At 42.7% G+C, this 15,739-nt stretch carries 13 protein-coding genes; all 13 read right to left on the bottom strand.

The window, feature by feature from the left end; translation table 11 throughout:
- Position 1: 1 nt before the first annotated feature.
- A complete protein-coding gene (locus tag JHD45_RS00505) occupies positions 2-2,110 on the bottom strand; it encodes a 6-hydroxymethylpterin diphosphokinase MptE-like protein (protein ID WP_199473929.1) in 2,109 nt (702 codons plus the stop codon).
- A complete protein-coding gene (locus JHD45_RS00500) occupies positions 2,100-2,393 on the bottom strand; it encodes a hypothetical protein (protein WP_199473927.1) in 294 nt (97 codons plus the stop codon). Before JHD45_RS00500 ends, JHD45_RS00505 begins: the two co-directional genes overlap by 11 nt.
- Positions 2,393-2,827 (bottom strand): flagellar export chaperone FliS, encoded by a 435-nt coding sequence (gene fliS / locus JHD45_RS00495; RefSeq protein ID WP_199473925.1) that lies wholly within the window; start codon positions 2,825-2,827, stop codon positions 2,393-2,395. Before fliS ends, JHD45_RS00500 begins: the two co-directional genes overlap by 1 nt.
- 29 nt (positions 2,828-2,856) lie before the next feature.
- A complete protein-coding gene (fliD, locus tag JHD45_RS00490) occupies positions 2,857-4,299 on the bottom strand; it encodes a flagellar filament capping protein FliD (RefSeq protein WP_199473923.1) in 1,443 nt (480 codons plus the stop codon).
- 41 nt (positions 4,300-4,340) lie between these two features.
- Positions 4,341-4,760 carry a flagellar protein FlaG gene (locus JHD45_RS00485; protein ID WP_199473915.1) on the bottom strand — a complete coding sequence of 140 codons (420 nt, stop codon included), beginning with the start codon at positions 4,758-4,760 and terminating at the stop codon, positions 4,341-4,343.
- A 63-nt stretch (positions 4,761-4,823) separates the two neighbouring features.
- A complete protein-coding gene (locus tag JHD45_RS00480) occupies positions 4,824-5,705 on the bottom strand; it encodes a flagellin (protein ID WP_199473914.1) in 882 nt (293 codons plus the stop codon).
- A 704-nt stretch (positions 5,706-6,409) separates the two neighbouring features.
- Positions 6,410-7,300: a flagellin gene (locus JHD45_RS00475; RefSeq protein ID WP_199473912.1), complete on the bottom strand. Its 891-nt coding sequence runs from the start codon at positions 7,298-7,300 to the stop codon at positions 6,410-6,412.
- 367 nt (positions 7,301-7,667) lie between these two features.
- Entirely contained in the window at positions 7,668-9,209 is a 1,542-nt protein-coding gene (locus JHD45_RS00470) for an HD-GYP domain-containing protein (RefSeq protein ID WP_199473910.1), read from the bottom strand.
- Positions 9,210-9,234: 25 nt separating this feature from the next.
- On the bottom strand, positions 9,235-10,578 hold the full coding sequence (gene flgL / locus JHD45_RS00465) for a flagellar hook-associated protein FlgL (protein ID WP_199473908.1): 1,344 nt from the start codon (positions 10,576-10,578) through the stop codon (positions 9,235-9,237).
- Between the two features lie 4 nt (positions 10,579-10,582).
- A complete protein-coding gene (gene flgK, locus JHD45_RS00460) occupies positions 10,583-12,559 on the bottom strand; it encodes a flagellar hook-associated protein FlgK (RefSeq protein ID WP_199473906.1) in 1,977 nt (658 codons plus the stop codon).
- 106 nt (positions 12,560-12,665) lie between these two features.
- Positions 12,666-13,703, bottom strand: coding sequence for a flagellar assembly peptidoglycan hydrolase FlgJ (gene flgJ, locus JHD45_RS00455; protein WP_199474489.1), 1,038 nt, complete (start codon positions 13,701-13,703; stop codon positions 12,666-12,668).
- Positions 13,704-13,724: 21 nt separating this feature from the next.
- Positions 13,725-14,816 carry a flagellar basal body P-ring protein FlgI gene (locus JHD45_RS00450; protein ID WP_199473904.1) on the bottom strand — a complete coding sequence of 364 codons (1,092 nt, stop codon included), beginning with the start codon at positions 14,814-14,816 and terminating at the stop codon, positions 13,725-13,727.
- 55 nt (positions 14,817-14,871) lie between these two features.
- Entirely contained in the window at positions 14,872-15,735 is an 864-nt protein-coding gene (locus JHD45_RS00445) for a flagellar basal body L-ring protein FlgH (RefSeq protein ID WP_199473902.1), read from the bottom strand.
- Between the last annotated feature and the right edge of the window lie 4 nt (positions 15,736-15,739).

Here is a 15,739-nt window from a genome sequence, read left to right as displayed (position 1 = left end):
ATTAACCGTTGTAAAAGGTTATAAGGTGATCATTACCTTTGTCTATAAAGTCAGACGCCTGCTGTAACATACTTGGCATTTCGTCTAAAAACTCACACCAAACATCAAATATCTTACGTGCACGGCGCACGGCTTCAGCCTCATCCTCGTGTGCGAAAATAAACTTTACGATCAGGAAGGCGGAATAGGTAAAGGAGCCAATAAGCAAATCATGAATATGGCAATGTACACTGGCACGAAGAAAAAACAGTCTACGGTGATGGGACCACAATAAATCACATACGGCTTCACGGGTTGTGACGGTATCATCCCAACCTTGCTGTAAAAGCTTAGCTATTTTGCAAAAATCCTCGATAGAAATGAGCGTTTCTGGCGCCTCTTTTAGCACACTGGCTGGAGGTTCGGTAAAAAAGCATTGATCCAGTAGCTGAATCACTGCTTTATGGTCAATCTTAGGATCCAGAATCATCAGATTCTCTGGCTTAAGCGGCTCAACTCCTTCGATTTTCGCACCATCAGATAAATTGTAGCTATTAAACCCACGACGCTTCTTCAATAGGCGCGTTAAGGACTCTAGCTGGACCCGTGACGTATCCATAATATTTGTCGCATAGATCACATCACCAAAGTTACCTTCACGTTGAATTAAAGAGGCATCTTGAAAACTTTGAAAGCCTGATTCTTTGCCATCTTTATAATAGCCACTGTGGATAGAATGGTGACTGCCTTTGTCCTTGAAACCATTATCGACCCCAAGGTAATACACCGTATTAAAGCCAAACAAATGCACATAAGATAACGCTAAGTTCGCCACGACCGGATTGCAAAAGTTTAGTTGGACGTATTCTTCCAGATCGCCCTGAGCGCGTGCTTGTTGCAGAATCAAGCTGGTAATCGCCTCTCCAGGCTTTAACCCCATACCAGAATGCTTAAAATATTGGAAATACTCGGGGTGCATAACATCCACAGACAGCCCCCAGATCTGGTCTAGATAGTCTTGATCCAAAAAGATAAATTTGTCGACGGTTTGTTTCATGCGTTCAATATCCACATGAATATCTGGCGTGACTCCCAATTTTTTAAGCGTGTTGATGGTGGAACCACAACTGATCACTAATACTTGATCTCGTACTTCTTTCACCAACTCAATCCCTTGGTCAAGGGATGGCCCATTCCCTAAGATAAAAACAGGGATATCCAATACCCATTTCGGGAGCTCATCACGTCCTTTAAAACGAGCTAAACGCGTATTGGGTAAAGATCGCAGCCCCTGAGCAATGCCAATCAATGCATCGTCAAAAAAACCCCAACCCATCACCTGACGAACATAATGTTGTTTAAAATAGTGGATAGCTTGATTATTTTCAGGACTACTGTAGGCAACGTGCAAGAAGGTTTCCGGCGCCATAAAATAACCATTTTCGGCCAACTGAAGTATGTATTTATCAGTAAAATCTTCTGCATTCACACCTAGAGAAAAATAAATCGTGCGGCCATCTCGGTTACATTTTTCCAGTATCGGCAGCCAATCAATCGCAAATAATGAGTAATAAAAACAATCTAAATTTCGCTCATATAGATAAAGATGCTTCACCTCCCGACATTCAAGCAAAGCCTCTAACTGGTAACCAAGCTCAATGCCAAAAAAAACGGCGGATCCCACGAACTGGGTTATGCTCTTTTGTTTAGCAAGACCTTGTGCTTGCGCAGAAGCCACATCCATCATTTTGTTGCTATAAAACACATGACGGCTTGGGTGATTGTCCGTTTTATCTAAATTCAAAAAGGTTTTGTTAGGGGAGCGAAGCGAAGCCAAGACTTTTTTTTGTGATTGCTTTCTAGGCTCATCAGAAAAAAAGGGCACACCGACATCTTTGCGAAAAAGATTCAGTTCGCCATTCGCTTCCATATAAAGAAAAGGGTTGTCTGGTGTATAGGATTGAAACGCTTCATAGATATGCGGCATCACCTCGGCAAATACGGCCATGTTATTGGCATATCGATTATTGAGCTCTGCCTCGTGTTCTTTTATACGGTGAAGACCTTGTTGCAAAAGAGAAAGATACTCCTCCGTTGGTGCGGTGTCAGTCCATTGTTCCTCATTTCGCATGCTTTACGCCCTTGTACTGGATCACACCTTGACGGGTTTTAGTTGTCTTAAAAAGCTCATTTTGCATGGCTGTATGAAGATTCTCAATCAACTCAAGCGCACGCTGATGGGCTTGAGCAAATCCCTTAATAGTCTGATTAACGCCTGCATCATTCGAAGGCTGGATTGATCGTATAAACTCATCATGCTTCTCGCAAAACTGTAAAATACTATCAACATCCTGGCGTTGAACACTTGCTTCTAGCTCATCCGTCAATTCGACAAGATAGGCTTTATCCAGCATTAAGCAATACCCACACGAGCTTCTGCTTTATCAGCATAGGCTTTTTGTTTATCTGCCTCTGAGATTTGATCCCAGGCACCTTTGATTTGTAGCAACAAATCCATTACATGATCAATAATAGCGATATCTCGCGTTGCGCTAGCTTCGTTGATTTTTACCGTCATATAGTCATACAAAGACTCTAAATTATCGACAAGCTCTGGGTTCCTATCACGATCCAAGGCATCGCGAAGCCCATTAATAATTTCAACAGCATTGGTCAAGGCAGAGGCTTTACCCTGTAAATCACCTCGCTCTATAAATCCTTTACCGAGTGCCAAACGCTCTAAAGCACCTTGCATCAAGAGCTGAATGACTCGATGAGGATCAGCTGATGCCAAATCAGACTTCAAAGAGTCTTGTCTATAAGCATGAATCCCTTTTTTCTCGTACATAAACAACCCCATTTATTACAGTTTAAACGTTACTTCATTTTTTCAAGTGCATTATTTAGATAGTTCCCTTGTGCTTTCATCTCAGAAAGCCGAGAATCTAAATGTGTAAACTTATCTCGTAATGATGACTCGTAACTCTTCATTCGGCGTTCAAAGTTCTTCATTGTTTCTTCAGTATCATCTTTCGACTTTTCGATAGAGTTCTTTAACGTGGTATTCATTCCATCTATACCGGTATAGTTATCCAGCACTTTTTCAAGATGTTTTGCTAAGCCACCATTACCCGTAAACAAACCAGGAAGCTCGTCATAACTTGTGGACATGACTTTATCGAGCTTATTTTGATCGAGACTTAATGTGCCGTCGTTGTCAATTTTCACACCTAAGTCAAAAATATTATTCAACTTACCAGGACCAGCATGGGTCATCATTAAACTGTTAGTTAAAGAAGACTGTAAATTTCGAATCATGCTATTGCTATTTAGCACAGCCCCCTTGGCAGTACTCTTTTTTAAGACACCAATTAATTCATTGTATGACGAGACAAAACCCTGAATAGTGTCTTTAACGGATTTCTCATCCTGCGTAACATCCACTTTGGTCGGTTTATCTGTTAACGCCAATGCATCGATGGTTAAACCGGACACAGCCTTATCAAATTTATTACTATCATTGCGGATTTGAATGCCATCTACCGTGATCATCGCATCTCGGGCTTGATCCCCTTGCAGCATGACCATGCCAGCGGATAAACCTGAGGTAGACACACTGTCCAATGACAAACCATCCGAATTAACAGGAGGTTTTTCTAAGGTGTCTTTACCATCTTTTGTTAGCGTATCTGAAATCGGTAGTTTGCCAAGCGGTGCCTTAGTATTGGTAATACTGATAGAGTTATTATCGCCTTCTTTATCTGACGTAACGGTAAAAAATAAATGACCTTTTCCGTCATCAATGATGTTGGCAGAGACACCAAAATTATCTTTAGCGTTATCAATTTTCTTTCTTAACTGAGCTAGAGTAGTCCCTGGATCCACATCCACTGAGAATGAGTCTTTACCAGCACTAAAGGTTAACTTTCCACCACGGGCTGTAACCACATCGCTCTCTGAATGAAATATATTGGGTTTAGAAATGACTCGGCTGCCTTTCGCCGTTTGATTCACACTGATTTCATAAGAAGAGTTTGAGGCTGTCGGGCCAGCGGTGACATCCAATACTTTTTTGTCTTCAGGCTGATCTATCTGTGTATTACGCCCTTCAAAACTCTCTCTATTATTCAGTTTTTCCACTGATGATTTGAATTTATCTATCGATGCACCGACCGTTCCAAGAGCAGATAATTTAGCATCATATCTGTGGATTTGATCCTGATACAGTTTCACCTTTGGGTCTTTTTGAGCACTCACCATTTTTTTGACGAGAGAGTCTAAATCTAGACCCGATCCCATACCCAATGAGCCAACTGGCATATCCACTCTCCTGATGCATTACAAATCACTAATTTAGCAAATCATACTTTGCTATTTACAATGGTACCTTTGATATCACGTAACTGACTAATGATATCATCAATACGCTTCGACATTTTTATAAACTCTTCAGAAGGAATTTGACGCACAACATCCCCTGTGGTTTGGTCGATTACCTTGACGATTTTCTCATTGCTGTCTTTGCTCATTTCAAACGACAAATGAAAGTTTAATTGAGCCATCTTGGTGTTCATTTCTTTCACTTGATTTGGCTCTATCTTGTCTGAAAAGGCTTGTTCTTTCGAATTTTCTTTATTTGTTTTATTGGTATCGGACAAAGTCTGGACAACTTTAGCCTCTGATTGATGCCGTACATTAAAATTATCAGAATTACGCTTTTCGGGCCTTATAGGTAATGTACTTAACGTATGTTTAGAAATATCACTTGAACTAATCGACATAGTCTGAACCTCTCATAACACATAGAAAGCTGAGGTCTCCCCTCAGCCTTCTATAATGTGAAATTATCTCAATAGAGACAACGCTGTTTGCGGGCGCTGATTTGCTTGAGATAAGATAGACGAACTAGCCTGTTGCAAAATCTGTGCACTTGTTAACGCTGCGGTTTCCTTAGCAAAATCCGTATCTTCTATACGGGCACGCGCAGCAGTCACATTCTCTGTGATGTTGCTTAGGTTATTAACCGTTGACGAGAAACGGTTCTGTATTGCACCCAATTCCGCACGCTTAGAATCCACCGCCGAAATCATCGAATCAACCACTGAGACCATGCTTTGCGCATTCGTCATGGACGTTACCGATGCCGTAGAGATACTAACCTGAGAAGATGCCTGACTTGACAGACCAGACATAGTAAAGCCACCATTTCCAGCAAAGTCAATAGACCCAGCGGCACCTGCATTCTTCATATTAAAACTGATCGTTTGATTGGAATCAGCACCTACCTGAAAGACACCATCGTAAGTGCCATCTAATAAGTTTCTTCCACCGAATGTAGTGTCTGATGCGACCCGGTTAATCTCCTTTGATAGCTGTCCCACCTCTTGTTGAATGGCTTTCCTATCTTCATCGGTATTTGAACCGTTAGAGGCTTGCAATGACAAAGTACGTATACGCTGGAGCATATTAGTCGTTTCATCCAATGCCCCTTCTGCCGTTTGCGCGACAGAAATACCATCATTCGCGTTTCGCACAGACTGGTTCAAACCATTAACTTGAGCGCTTAAACGGTTAGAAACTTGTAAACCTGCGGCATCATCTGCTGCCGAATTAATACGCTTCCCCGAAGACAAACGCTGGAAAGCAACATCTAGCGTGCTGCCTGATTTCATCAACTGACGTTGAGCATTCAGAGATGAAATATTCGTGTTTACATAAAGAGCCATAAATAGCCTCCTAAAGTTTTCGACAATTCCTGCAAAAAAGCAGTACTCGTCCTTAATATCGACGAGAACATCAATAACTTTACTGTTTCATGGCATTTATTTACCTCATATAGGCAAAATCCTTCACCCTAATAGGCAAAAATATTCCCAACTGATTGATATAGATAAACTTTGTATTTACTCCCTTATTAATAAAACCGTCTAAATAATGTAAATTTGAAGCAATGACAAGATCGTTAGCATTACAAAAAAGCTCAACGGAAAGTCCGTCTTCAACTCCCCCTTCTTAAACGAAAAGGAGCAATAATCGCATGTTGCCGATACGTCCAACATCGATAGGCAGACACATCTCTATAAATCGAAATAACAGGCACGACAAAGTAAAGACGAGCGTAAAACTCATCTGGCTGACAGCAAACAGATGTTATAAAGACTGGACACCGTCAAGCCGACAGAAAAATATCCGCCGAACACGCCAGACACAAAAACGCTGAAAGCATCTTAATTAGCCCCACTCAATCACTCGTTATCAAATACAAACCTCCTGAAAACACAAATTTTAGGCACAAAAAAGCCAGATGAAGCACTTTCATCTGGCTAAAAGCCGCTTTCCCCAAGAAAATAGGAGCCGCTTGAAATAAATAAATTTAATAGGAGAAAAAGCAGCACATAAGTACTACTCTTTACTCTCTATTTAATGCTAATTAACGACCACCCAATAGGGACAAAGCCGCTTGAGGACGTTGATTAGCCTGAGAAAGAATACTGCTACTAGCTTGCTGAAGAATTTGAGCACTGGTCAAAGCAGCCGTTTCTTTTGCGAAGTCAGTATCTTTAATACGTGCACGTGCAGCTGATACGTTTTCAGTAATGTTGCTCAAGTTATTCACAGTAGAAGAGAATCGGTTTTGTACCGCACCTAACTCAGCACGTTTAGAGTCTACTGCCGCAATCATAGTATCAATAACCTTGATCATACTTTGAGCATTACCCATAGTGGTAATTGATGCGGTATCTTTAGAGACTTGAGGTGTTGCTGCACCACTAGATAACCCAGACATGGTAAAACCACCATTTCCTGAATAATCAATGGAATTCGCATTACCACCAGATTCCAATGTAAAACTAATGGTTTGATTAGAGTCTGCACCAACCTGAAAGACACCAGCGTAAGTACCATTAAGCAGGTTACGTCCACCAAAGGTCGTCGTACTAGCAACACGGTTAATCTCTTTAGAAAGCTGCCCCATTTCTTGCTGCATTGCGATACGGTCTTCATCAGTGTTTGAACCGTTAGCAGATTGAATGGATAGAGTACGCATACGCTGTAGCATGTTGGTTGTTTCGTTCAACGCACCTTCAGCCGTTTGAGCAACAGAAATACCATCATTCGCATTTCGTACTGACTGGTTCAGGCCATTCACCTGAGACGTCAAACGGTCACTGATCTGCAAGCCCGCAGCATCATCGGCAGCACTGTTAATACGGTAACCAGAAGATAGACGCTGGTAAGCAGTATCCAATGCTTTACCCGATTTCATTAGCTGGTTCTGAGCATTTAAAGAAGAAGTATTTGTGTTTACATATAAAGCCATTTTGCTTTCTCCTAAATAATAAAAAAAGAGAGATAACGCTGTAAAATCAACTTGGCATCCACATATACAGCGATCTACCAAATGCTCGTTTGAATTGTGTTATCAAACTCCATATACCCTTTATCGACACTCTATTTTCAATCTTTAACCTTTTTTTCTATTTTTTCTATTTTTTCTCCAAGCCCTTTACACTAAAGGCAGTAAAGACAAGGAAGTCAGTAGAATGCGCACAACCGTGTACAAAAAGTAAGCACTCTAGTCTTATTTGTAATCTACTACAAATAATCCGTCATTAGCAAAAATACTCATGACAAAAACAGACTGTCGTGATACGACACATTAAGGGCTCTTGCTAGAGGAGGATGTGTTAAGAAAGGTAATTAATAAACTGGATTCCCAAAGACTGAGGGGCAATGTCTTTGACAATTTTAGTACTCTCCTGAGAGTAGCCTGGCTTACTCAGATCAATATCCGATACTGTAATAAAGCTCTTATGAGTCAGGCTATATACTTGACGAACTAAAGCGGGCTCCAAAGAAGCACTTAAGGTCAACACAAACCCGACACGACCATTCGACAGCACGATGCAAGACCCCACCGGAATTCTTCCAATGCTTTTCAGAAAAACCCCTAAGAGAGATTTATCAAATGCCAATCCAGCCTCTTTTACTAATTGCCGACGCGCTCTTAGTGGCCCCATGGACTGTTTGTGAACTTGCTCTGAGGTTAAGGCATCATATGCATCGATAATACCAGCTATTTTCCCATACACAGAGATTTCTTGATCCTGCTTACCATGGGGATACCCTGCACCATCTACTCTTTCGTGGTGATCGATCAACATTTGATATGCCACTTTGGGGATACCGTCACTCTGCTTAAACATTTGCTCGCCAAATGTAATGTGCTTTCGAAACAAATCAAATTCGGCTTCCGTCATTTTCCCTGCTTTATGACTAATGGCCATAGGCAAACGAAAACGCCCAAAATCAAAAAGCAGGCCACCCAAAGCAATGGCTTCGATGTAGGGCTCAGACAATGCCAAGGCTTTGGCAAAATGAATACCCAATACTGCCGCCCCCATTGCATGCTGCTCCAGATACGTAGAAGCATCTTTTATATGACGAATAGCAAGCAGAGCAAAGGAATTACGTGTATGAGATTGCATCAAGCGCTGACAAAACGCCCTTAGTTTATCCATGTCTAATGGGGAGCCCGTTTTAACGATATCGGTCTGCTCCCTGAGTAAAAGGTAACCATCTTCGAACAGTTTTAGTGCCTTAATAACCTCATCATTAAATGAAGTCGGTGCCAGTTTTTTCTCCACGAAACCAGTCTTAGCCTGACGTCGTAAAGGCAAAGAAATCGATGCATTACCCTGAGACTCGTCCGCCTCTTTTTCAACTTGTTTTTCCTTGTCTCTTTTTTGCGCCTTATACGCGAGAATATACTCTCGAGTATTATCATCAAGCTCTTGACGAAAGTATTTAAACAGACTTTGACCTTTATTCGCTTTATCACGCCAATCTTTGGTGGTTAATGAGGCATTTAGCTTTTTTAAACTTTTAACCGTTTTTCCTTGAGTCATGGAGTAGCACAGCAACAGAAATCGCTCTTGTGCGTCATATAGGCGCTCTCGTTTTGTGTTCAGTAGCTTTTCAAAGGTAAAAGAAGGGTCATAGGGGAGAAAGTTGGTCTCTAACGCAGGCTTCACTAGATCAAAAGTCACTTGACGCATGGCCACACTAACAATACGACTTTTTTTCCCTCGCGTTCGAACTAGGCTACGGATATGCTTATGATTAAGGACATCATTCTTAATGCCAAATTGGCTGATAATTTCATCAAGATTAAAGAACCCCGAATTCAAATCAATACCAAAGCATGACTCGACTTGAAACGCTGACATCTCTCGCTACCTTCCAAGCTATAAATCAAATCTTATTGAATAAAGATAGATTATCTATCCTAGTGAATAATTTCTGTGAGGCATTCAAGGCCGTTTCGGACATGGACAATTCGGTTGCCGCTTTGCCCATATCCAGTCCTGCCACCCGCTCCTGGGCCATGGTATTGGCCATCTGGTTCGCTGTGGAAAAATCACCTCGTTCTGTCATACTATTGAGCCTAGCCCCCACCATTGAACGCACGCGACCTACCGATGTCTGCGTATTAACAATACTGACTTGGCCATTTTTCAAAGCGATATCGCGCTCTTCACTCGAGGCATTAGGATCTTTCATCACCTTTATTGTATTGCGCAACACATTGACCACATTGTCACGTTCTGGCTTATTAAGATCAACGTCAACAATCGCACCAGGATCCCCTTTTAAAGAAAAAGACATCCCTTGAATAATGAGGTTTTTGTTCGGATCATAGGTTCCTGAGGCAATAATGTTGCCAGATGAATCAGCAAAAAAATAACGTCCTGGTGGACCTATATAGCTTTTTTCATCGTCTTTATTATCATTCTTTGCACCAGCTGCCTTGTTAGCGGCAGCATCTTGCGCTCTTTGACTCACTAACGACTGTATTGCAGCCGCATCTGGTTTGGTCATAGACAAAGGCGTGGTTGTCAGCACGAAATGGTTACTTGCTTGATTGGTGACACTAAAATGCCTTTTTAAAAAAGCATCAAAGTCATCCTGATTAGAGACCTTTGACACCACATCAGAGTTACCCACACTCAATTTTGTGGAAAACGTATTACGCTTCCATACATCTTCAAAAATATGCTTACCCGAATCGCTCACCGCCACCTTACGGCTCTCTGAAATTTGCGCAAAATTTTGCCCCTCATTACCAGACCATTTAAAGGTACCATCTGGCAAATGGGTAAAAGCAGGCGCTTGGGTGTTTGTCCCCGAAAAAATATAGCTACCATCGGCACTGCGAGAATTCATTAAATCCTCCATGGAATCGACCATGGAGGAAACTTGATCGGCAATCGCACCAATATCCTGATGCGTATTTGCGGTATTATCCGCTTGAATCAACATGGTTCTGGCTTCATCCAATAGGCCATTATAACTTTGCAAGGCCACTTCTTCGTATTCCAAATGCCCTTTCGCCATTTTCATGTTGTTATCGTACTGCTTTAAAGACTGATTACTCGACTCATACTGCATCACCTCCCGCGCACCCACTGGGTTATCGCTGGGAGAAACAATACTGGTATTCTCCGTAATCTTCTTCTGAATATCCATCACACGATCATTTGCATGACTCATAGCGCGACTGGACTGACCGTATATTTGATTATTAGTGACTCTCATAAACTTACCTCATTGCCGCTAATAACGTATCAAATGTACTTCGGGCCGCCGTGATCACTTGCGCGGAAGCAGAATACGCCTGCTGGTACTTGAGTAGGTTAACGGCTTCCTCATCCAAGCTAACACCAGATATGGAATCACGTCTCGCGATACTTTGATTCATGACGACATCGCTCGACTCTTTGTTGGTTTCCAGCGATGCGGTTTTACTCCCGACAGAGGCAACAAGATCAGCAAAAGATTCAGATAAAGACGTTTTTCCTCCGATGAGAGGCTTGTCCTGCAAAGACACTAATTTTAAACCGTTATAATCGTCTGCAGCTCCCGTAAATTGAGGGCCTAAATCAAATTCATCCCCTGCCTTAGGGCTTCCCTGCAAAGACAAATCAAAACCAGCCTCTTTTGCTAATCCAGCCTGAGTGAGAAGGTCTTTAAAATTCGTCATGTTATTTACTTTCGCTAAAGCATTTCCACGACCATCACGGACTTCAAATGAATGATCTCCCGTAAACACGATACTGTGTGGGGCATTTTGATAAAGCTCATTACTACTCTTGAAGGCAGAACGATCAGGATGGGTGTTTGTGACAGACGTTAACGTGAGTTTCGCATCTGACATATTATTTGGATTCGTTTGCACACCAATGGGAGCTCGAAGCGCCAAATCCTCTCCACTATTAGCCTGTAAAGACAAGCCTGTCGCAGCACCTTCTGTTGGTGAAAAGTTGTATACATCATTAATCGAATATTTACTGATATCCCCCAAACGAATATCGAAACCGAGACCAGGCACCTGATAATAGCCTTTATCGTCCGGTTTCATCGTACTGGTATTGATTTCCGTGACATGTTTTCTAAGATGACCATGCTCATCATAGGCCTTAATCAAAAAACGATTGTTATCGGTTTTCGATAACTCATAGGTGTCGGTGGTTATTTCAGCGGATTTTCCAGGGGTCACTCGCACCGCAAGATCCGATGCATTACCGATATTATGTTGTCCAGCATGAAAACTAATGCGGCCAATACGAAATAGATCCTGCCCAAAATTACCATCACCATCCAAACCGAGCTTATTCTGCTGGTTCATTCGGTCGGCAATAGAAATCGCACTTTGACCCAATAAGCGATCCGATTTCACAGCGAAGTCGGCACTATAATCGACCAAAGCACCGATAGAACCACCTAAATTTTCGTTATTGACGCCCACTTCGTATTTACCAAAATCAATGTAGAGTTTCTTGTTTTGTGGGTTCTTAGGGTCTTCTTCAACTTTAAGCTTAGTGGGTGTTTTATCCATCACCAAAGGCTGTCCATTGGCAAGAGCCACTGTCATGACGCCCGTTTTAGAGTAATCCACTTTGATATGCAGGTAGCCAGATAGTTTTTTAGCCAGTTCTTCTTGTCTGTCACGCAGCTCATTGGCTGGCGAAGTAGATCGGGTTTCTTCCTTGAGAATATCGCCATTCAACTGTGCAATTTGCCCAGTAATGTTATTCAACTCCGCAACTGAAGTTGATAAGCGCTTATCAGCAATGCTCTTTTGTTCACCCACCAAATTAGACAGGGTATGATAATGCTGAACCAAATCTTTAATGTTGGAAAAGGCAATGTCACGTAAAGAAGAAGAGGTTGGGTCATTATTCACGTCTTGTATGGCTTTAAATGTCTTACTTAAATACGCATTCAAAGAAACACTTTTTTCCCCCAACAATTGGTCTGACGTCGACATAATAGAATGATAAGTATCATAGTAAGAATGCGCAGAGACATCATTGCGCACCTGTTCATTGACAAATTTATCAACAATTCGCGCGGTGTCTTTAATCCTAACGGTACCATTGGCTTCCGCAATCGTAGAGGTTTTCTGACGACTATAACCCGCTGTATCCACATTCGATGTGTTTTGACCGGTCGTATCAATACGGGCCCGACTGCTCTGCAGGCCAGATAAACCAATCGCATATAAATTTGAGCCCATGCCCACACCTCTAAGGATAATTTCTAAAATGACACCAACGCTATAACGACTTATCGACTGCTAACGCAAGAACTTTACCGGATGAAAAAGAAAACAAAATGCCGATCTATAAAGCCTCAAACCACTTACTCGATAGAATCCGATCAATTTTTTGTGCGTACTCAGGATCCGTTGCATAGCCGCCTTTTTGCAATGAGACAGCAAACAAAGACGGGTCATTGCCCGACTTCAAAGCGTCTTTATAACGATCATCAGCAGTTAAAAAATTGGCATAATCATTAAAACTTTGCGAAAAAGAGTCGTAAGCTCGAAATGCTGCTTTTTCGCGCTTGGCAATACCATGACGAAACTCCAGCGTATTAACCACCGCTCGATCTCCATCCCAACGATGATCCGCCTTAATGCCGAATAAATTATAACTAGCGGTTCCATCGTCTTTTGCAATGGGATGTTTCCCCCAACCAGTTTCCAACACGGCCTGTGCTAATATAGCCTTCGCACTTACACCCAGCTTTTCCGCTACCGCTTTCGCATGGGGCCACATGGCTTTTACAAAAGCCTCTGGGGAATCAAACGCAACAGACTGCGCTGTCGGTTTAGCCGCTTCCTCTTTGCTCTGGACTAAGTCAGGGTGACTGGCTACAGGCTCTTTGGGCGAAGTACTCGAACTGGATGCCTCAACCGTTGCGCCAGACATTTCTTTTTGTGCTGCTTTTAAAAAGTCTGTAGAAGCTTGGTGAGCCAACGCTTTCACTCGAACCAAATCCTGACTAGAAACCCGCTTGATAAAATCATTGTCATCAGAAGCACCTGCTTTATGAGCCTTCGGGTGTTGCGCCTGATACTGACGAATCAGCGCCTCAGATACCCCAAAACCACCCGTTTTGGCCAATACTTGCGCCATTTGGTCGTCCATCATGCCTTGATACTGCTTCGTTTGTTGACTAGAAAACAAACCGTCTCCCAAGGCTTCATTACCAGCCCGCATATTTTTTAATAGCATGCCAATAAAAATAGCTTCAAATTTTTGTGAAACTTCCTTAAGAGCCGCTTCTGGGTCCTTTTTCGCTTTAGTTTTTAACGATTCCAAAGCTGAAAAATCGGCAAAGAAGTCATCAGGATTAGTGGGCGGTAAAGCGTTCATAAGCATCTCAAATTCTTTTACTTAGATAATGACAAAGTCAGCGTTAATGGCTCCAGCTTGTTTTAAACCTTCTAAAATAGCAATTAAATCCCCTGGAGCCGCACCAACTTGATTCACTGCCCGAACAATGTCATCCAATGACGCTCCTGGCGCAAATGAGAACATATGCCCACTGTTTCTATCCACTTGAGGATCACCATTTCTAGGTGAAATAATGGTTCCCCCTCCGGTCACCTTGCCATTTTGCCCCACCACTTGTGGCGTATTGCGAATGGTCACTGTCAAACTACCATGGGTAATCGCCGCTGGAGACACTTGCACATGTTGACCAATAATAATGGTGCCAGTGCGAGAATTAATCACAACTCGAGCTCGCTCTTCACCTTGCTTCACATCGAGATTTTCTAGAATCGAAATAAAGGTCACCCGCTGACCAGGATCACGTGGGGCTCTGACGCGAATCGAAGTCGCATCCAATGCTTCCGCAACCCCTTTTCCTAAAAGACCATTGATTTTATCTGCCACATCTTTTGCCGTGGTAAAATCAGGACGATTTAAATTAAAGGTAAGCGAGTCCCCTGAATCAAAACTCGTCGGAACCACTCGTTCAACACTGGCACCATCTGGAATTCGACCAACCGTCGGCACACTTAACGAGTTTCGTGAACCATCAGAACCATTATTCCCAAAACCGCCAATAATCACGTTACCTTGCGCAATGGAATAAACCTGTCCATCCGCACCTTTTAATGTTGACAGTAAAAGCGTACCACCGCGTAGGCTTTTTGCATTACCAATTGAAGAAACCGTCACATCAATTTTTTGCCCTGGTTTAGAAAAGGCTGGCAAGGTGGCTGTCAATGACACTGCTGCAACGTTTTTAGAGGTTGCACTCACGCCTGCAGGCAAAGTCACTCCAAATCGTGACAGCATGTTAGCAAAGCTCTGATTGGTAAAAGGCGTACTATCGCCCGTTCCATCCAAACCAATCACCAGTCCATAACCGAACAATTGGTTATCTCTAACCCCTTGAACACTGGCAATGTCTTTTAAGCGTACAGCTTGCACCCCGAAAGACGCAATCAACAAAAAGACGAGCACTAACTGTTTCATCTTCGTAACCACCTATGCAAAACGATTGATCGAATAATTGCTATCTGGACACCCATTACCTTGGTGCATCAGGACTATTTAAAAGACGGGTCACCCAACCTTGTTGACTGCCCGCTGCCACATCACCATTACCTGAATAGGTGATGCGAGCATCTGCCACCCGAGAAGAATCCACCGTATTTTGTGGCGATACATCGGCTTTACGCACTAAACCAGTAAAACGAATATATTCATCACCTTGATTTAGCCTAAGCCACTTTTCACCACGAATGGCCAGCAATCCATTCGGGTACGTTTGATAAACCGTTACCGTAATCGTCCCGGTTAAGCTGTTATCCTGATTCGCTGAGGCGCTACCGGAAAAATTTGTTTTTTGTTGGGGCAAAGTGGAATCAGCCCGAATTTTTTGCCCCAGAACCGTTGGGTCCCCCCCCGTTGCAGACGAGGTTTTTGATATGGTCGCGGCATTATCCTTTGTCGAAGAAGTACTTTCGTTCAAGTTGACGGTCAGGATATCACCCACTTTGCTAGCTCTTTGATCTCCATACATGACATCGCCCATGCCCGTTCTGTAAATACTGCCATTGGGGGCCTGTGCAGGCTTCAATCCATCCGGCTCCACTGGCGCATAATATGGATCATCTTCCTGAATATTCGCTTGAGCCCTTGGTGGTCCTTTCATAGGATCATTTGGATCTGGGACATAACCTTTTCTTTTTGGCTCTTTCGGCGTTTCATCTTTCGCAGGTGTTTTATTAGGTGCGGCGGCATTCGCTGCCGCATTGGCTACCGCATTACCCACTGCCGCACCTGCAGCAGCTCCTGCGGCGTTCGCCACCGCCTGCTTATCAACATTCCACGTTAAACAACCACTCAAACAAGTCGAAAGCAAAACTAAAAGCGCCAGTTTAATTTTCATATTA

Source organism: Marinomonas spartinae (assembly GCF_016461715.1).
Lineage (GTDB): Bacteria > Pseudomonadota > Gammaproteobacteria > Pseudomonadales > Marinomonadaceae > Marinomonas > Marinomonas spartinae_A.
The sequence above is the reverse complement of the archived record's forward strand: the minus strand, read 5'-3'. Positions and strand labels throughout refer to the sequence as shown.

What these genes read in the sequence shown, in the direction of transcription:
- JHD45_RS00485 (WP_199473915.1), bottom strand. Translation starts at nt 4,760, where the DNA reads ATGTCGATTAGTTCAAGTGATATTTCTAAACATACGTTAAGTACATTA.
- flgK (WP_199473906.1), bottom strand. Translation starts at nt 12,559, where the DNA reads ATGGGCTCAAATTTATATGCGATTGGTTTATCTGGCCTGCAGAGCAGT.
- flgJ (WP_199474489.1), bottom strand. Translation starts at nt 13,703, where the DNA reads ATGAACGCTTTACCGCCCACTAATCCTGATGACTTCTTTGCCGATTTT.
- flgL (WP_199473908.1), bottom strand. Translation starts at nt 10,578, where the DNA reads ATGAGAGTCACTAATAATCAAATATACGGTCAGTCCAGTCGCGCTATG.
- fliD (WP_199473923.1), bottom strand. Translation starts at nt 4,299, where the DNA reads ATGCCAGTTGGCTCATTGGGTATGGGATCGGGTCTAGATTTAGACTCT.
- fliS (WP_199473925.1), bottom strand. Translation starts at nt 2,827, where the DNA reads ATGTACGAGAAAAAAGGGATTCATGCTTATAGACAAGACTCTTTGAAG.
- JHD45_RS00470 (WP_199473910.1), bottom strand. Translation starts at nt 9,209, where the DNA reads ATGTCAGCGTTTCAAGTCGAGTCATGCTTTGGTATTGATTTGAATTCG.
- JHD45_RS00500 (WP_199473927.1), bottom strand. Translation starts at nt 2,393, where the DNA reads ATGCTGGATAAAGCCTATCTTGTCGAATTGACGGATGAGCTAGAAGCA.
- JHD45_RS00475 (WP_199473912.1), bottom strand. Translation starts at nt 7,300, where the DNA reads ATGGCTTTATATGTAAACACAAATACTTCTTCTTTAAATGCTCAGAAC.
- JHD45_RS00445 (WP_199473902.1), bottom strand. Translation starts at nt 15,735, where the DNA reads ATGAAAATTAAACTGGCGCTTTTAGTTTTGCTTTCGACTTGTTTGAGT.
- JHD45_RS00480 (WP_199473914.1), bottom strand. Translation starts at nt 5,705, where the DNA reads ATGGCTCTTTATGTAAACACGAATATTTCATCTCTGAATGCTCAACGT.
- JHD45_RS00505 (WP_199473929.1), bottom strand. Translation starts at nt 2,110, where the DNA reads ATGCGAAATGAGGAACAATGGACTGACACCGCACCAACGGAGGAGTAT.
- JHD45_RS00450 (WP_199473904.1), bottom strand. Translation starts at nt 14,816, where the DNA reads ATGAAACAGTTAGTGCTCGTCTTTTTGTTGATTGCGTCTTTCGGGGTG.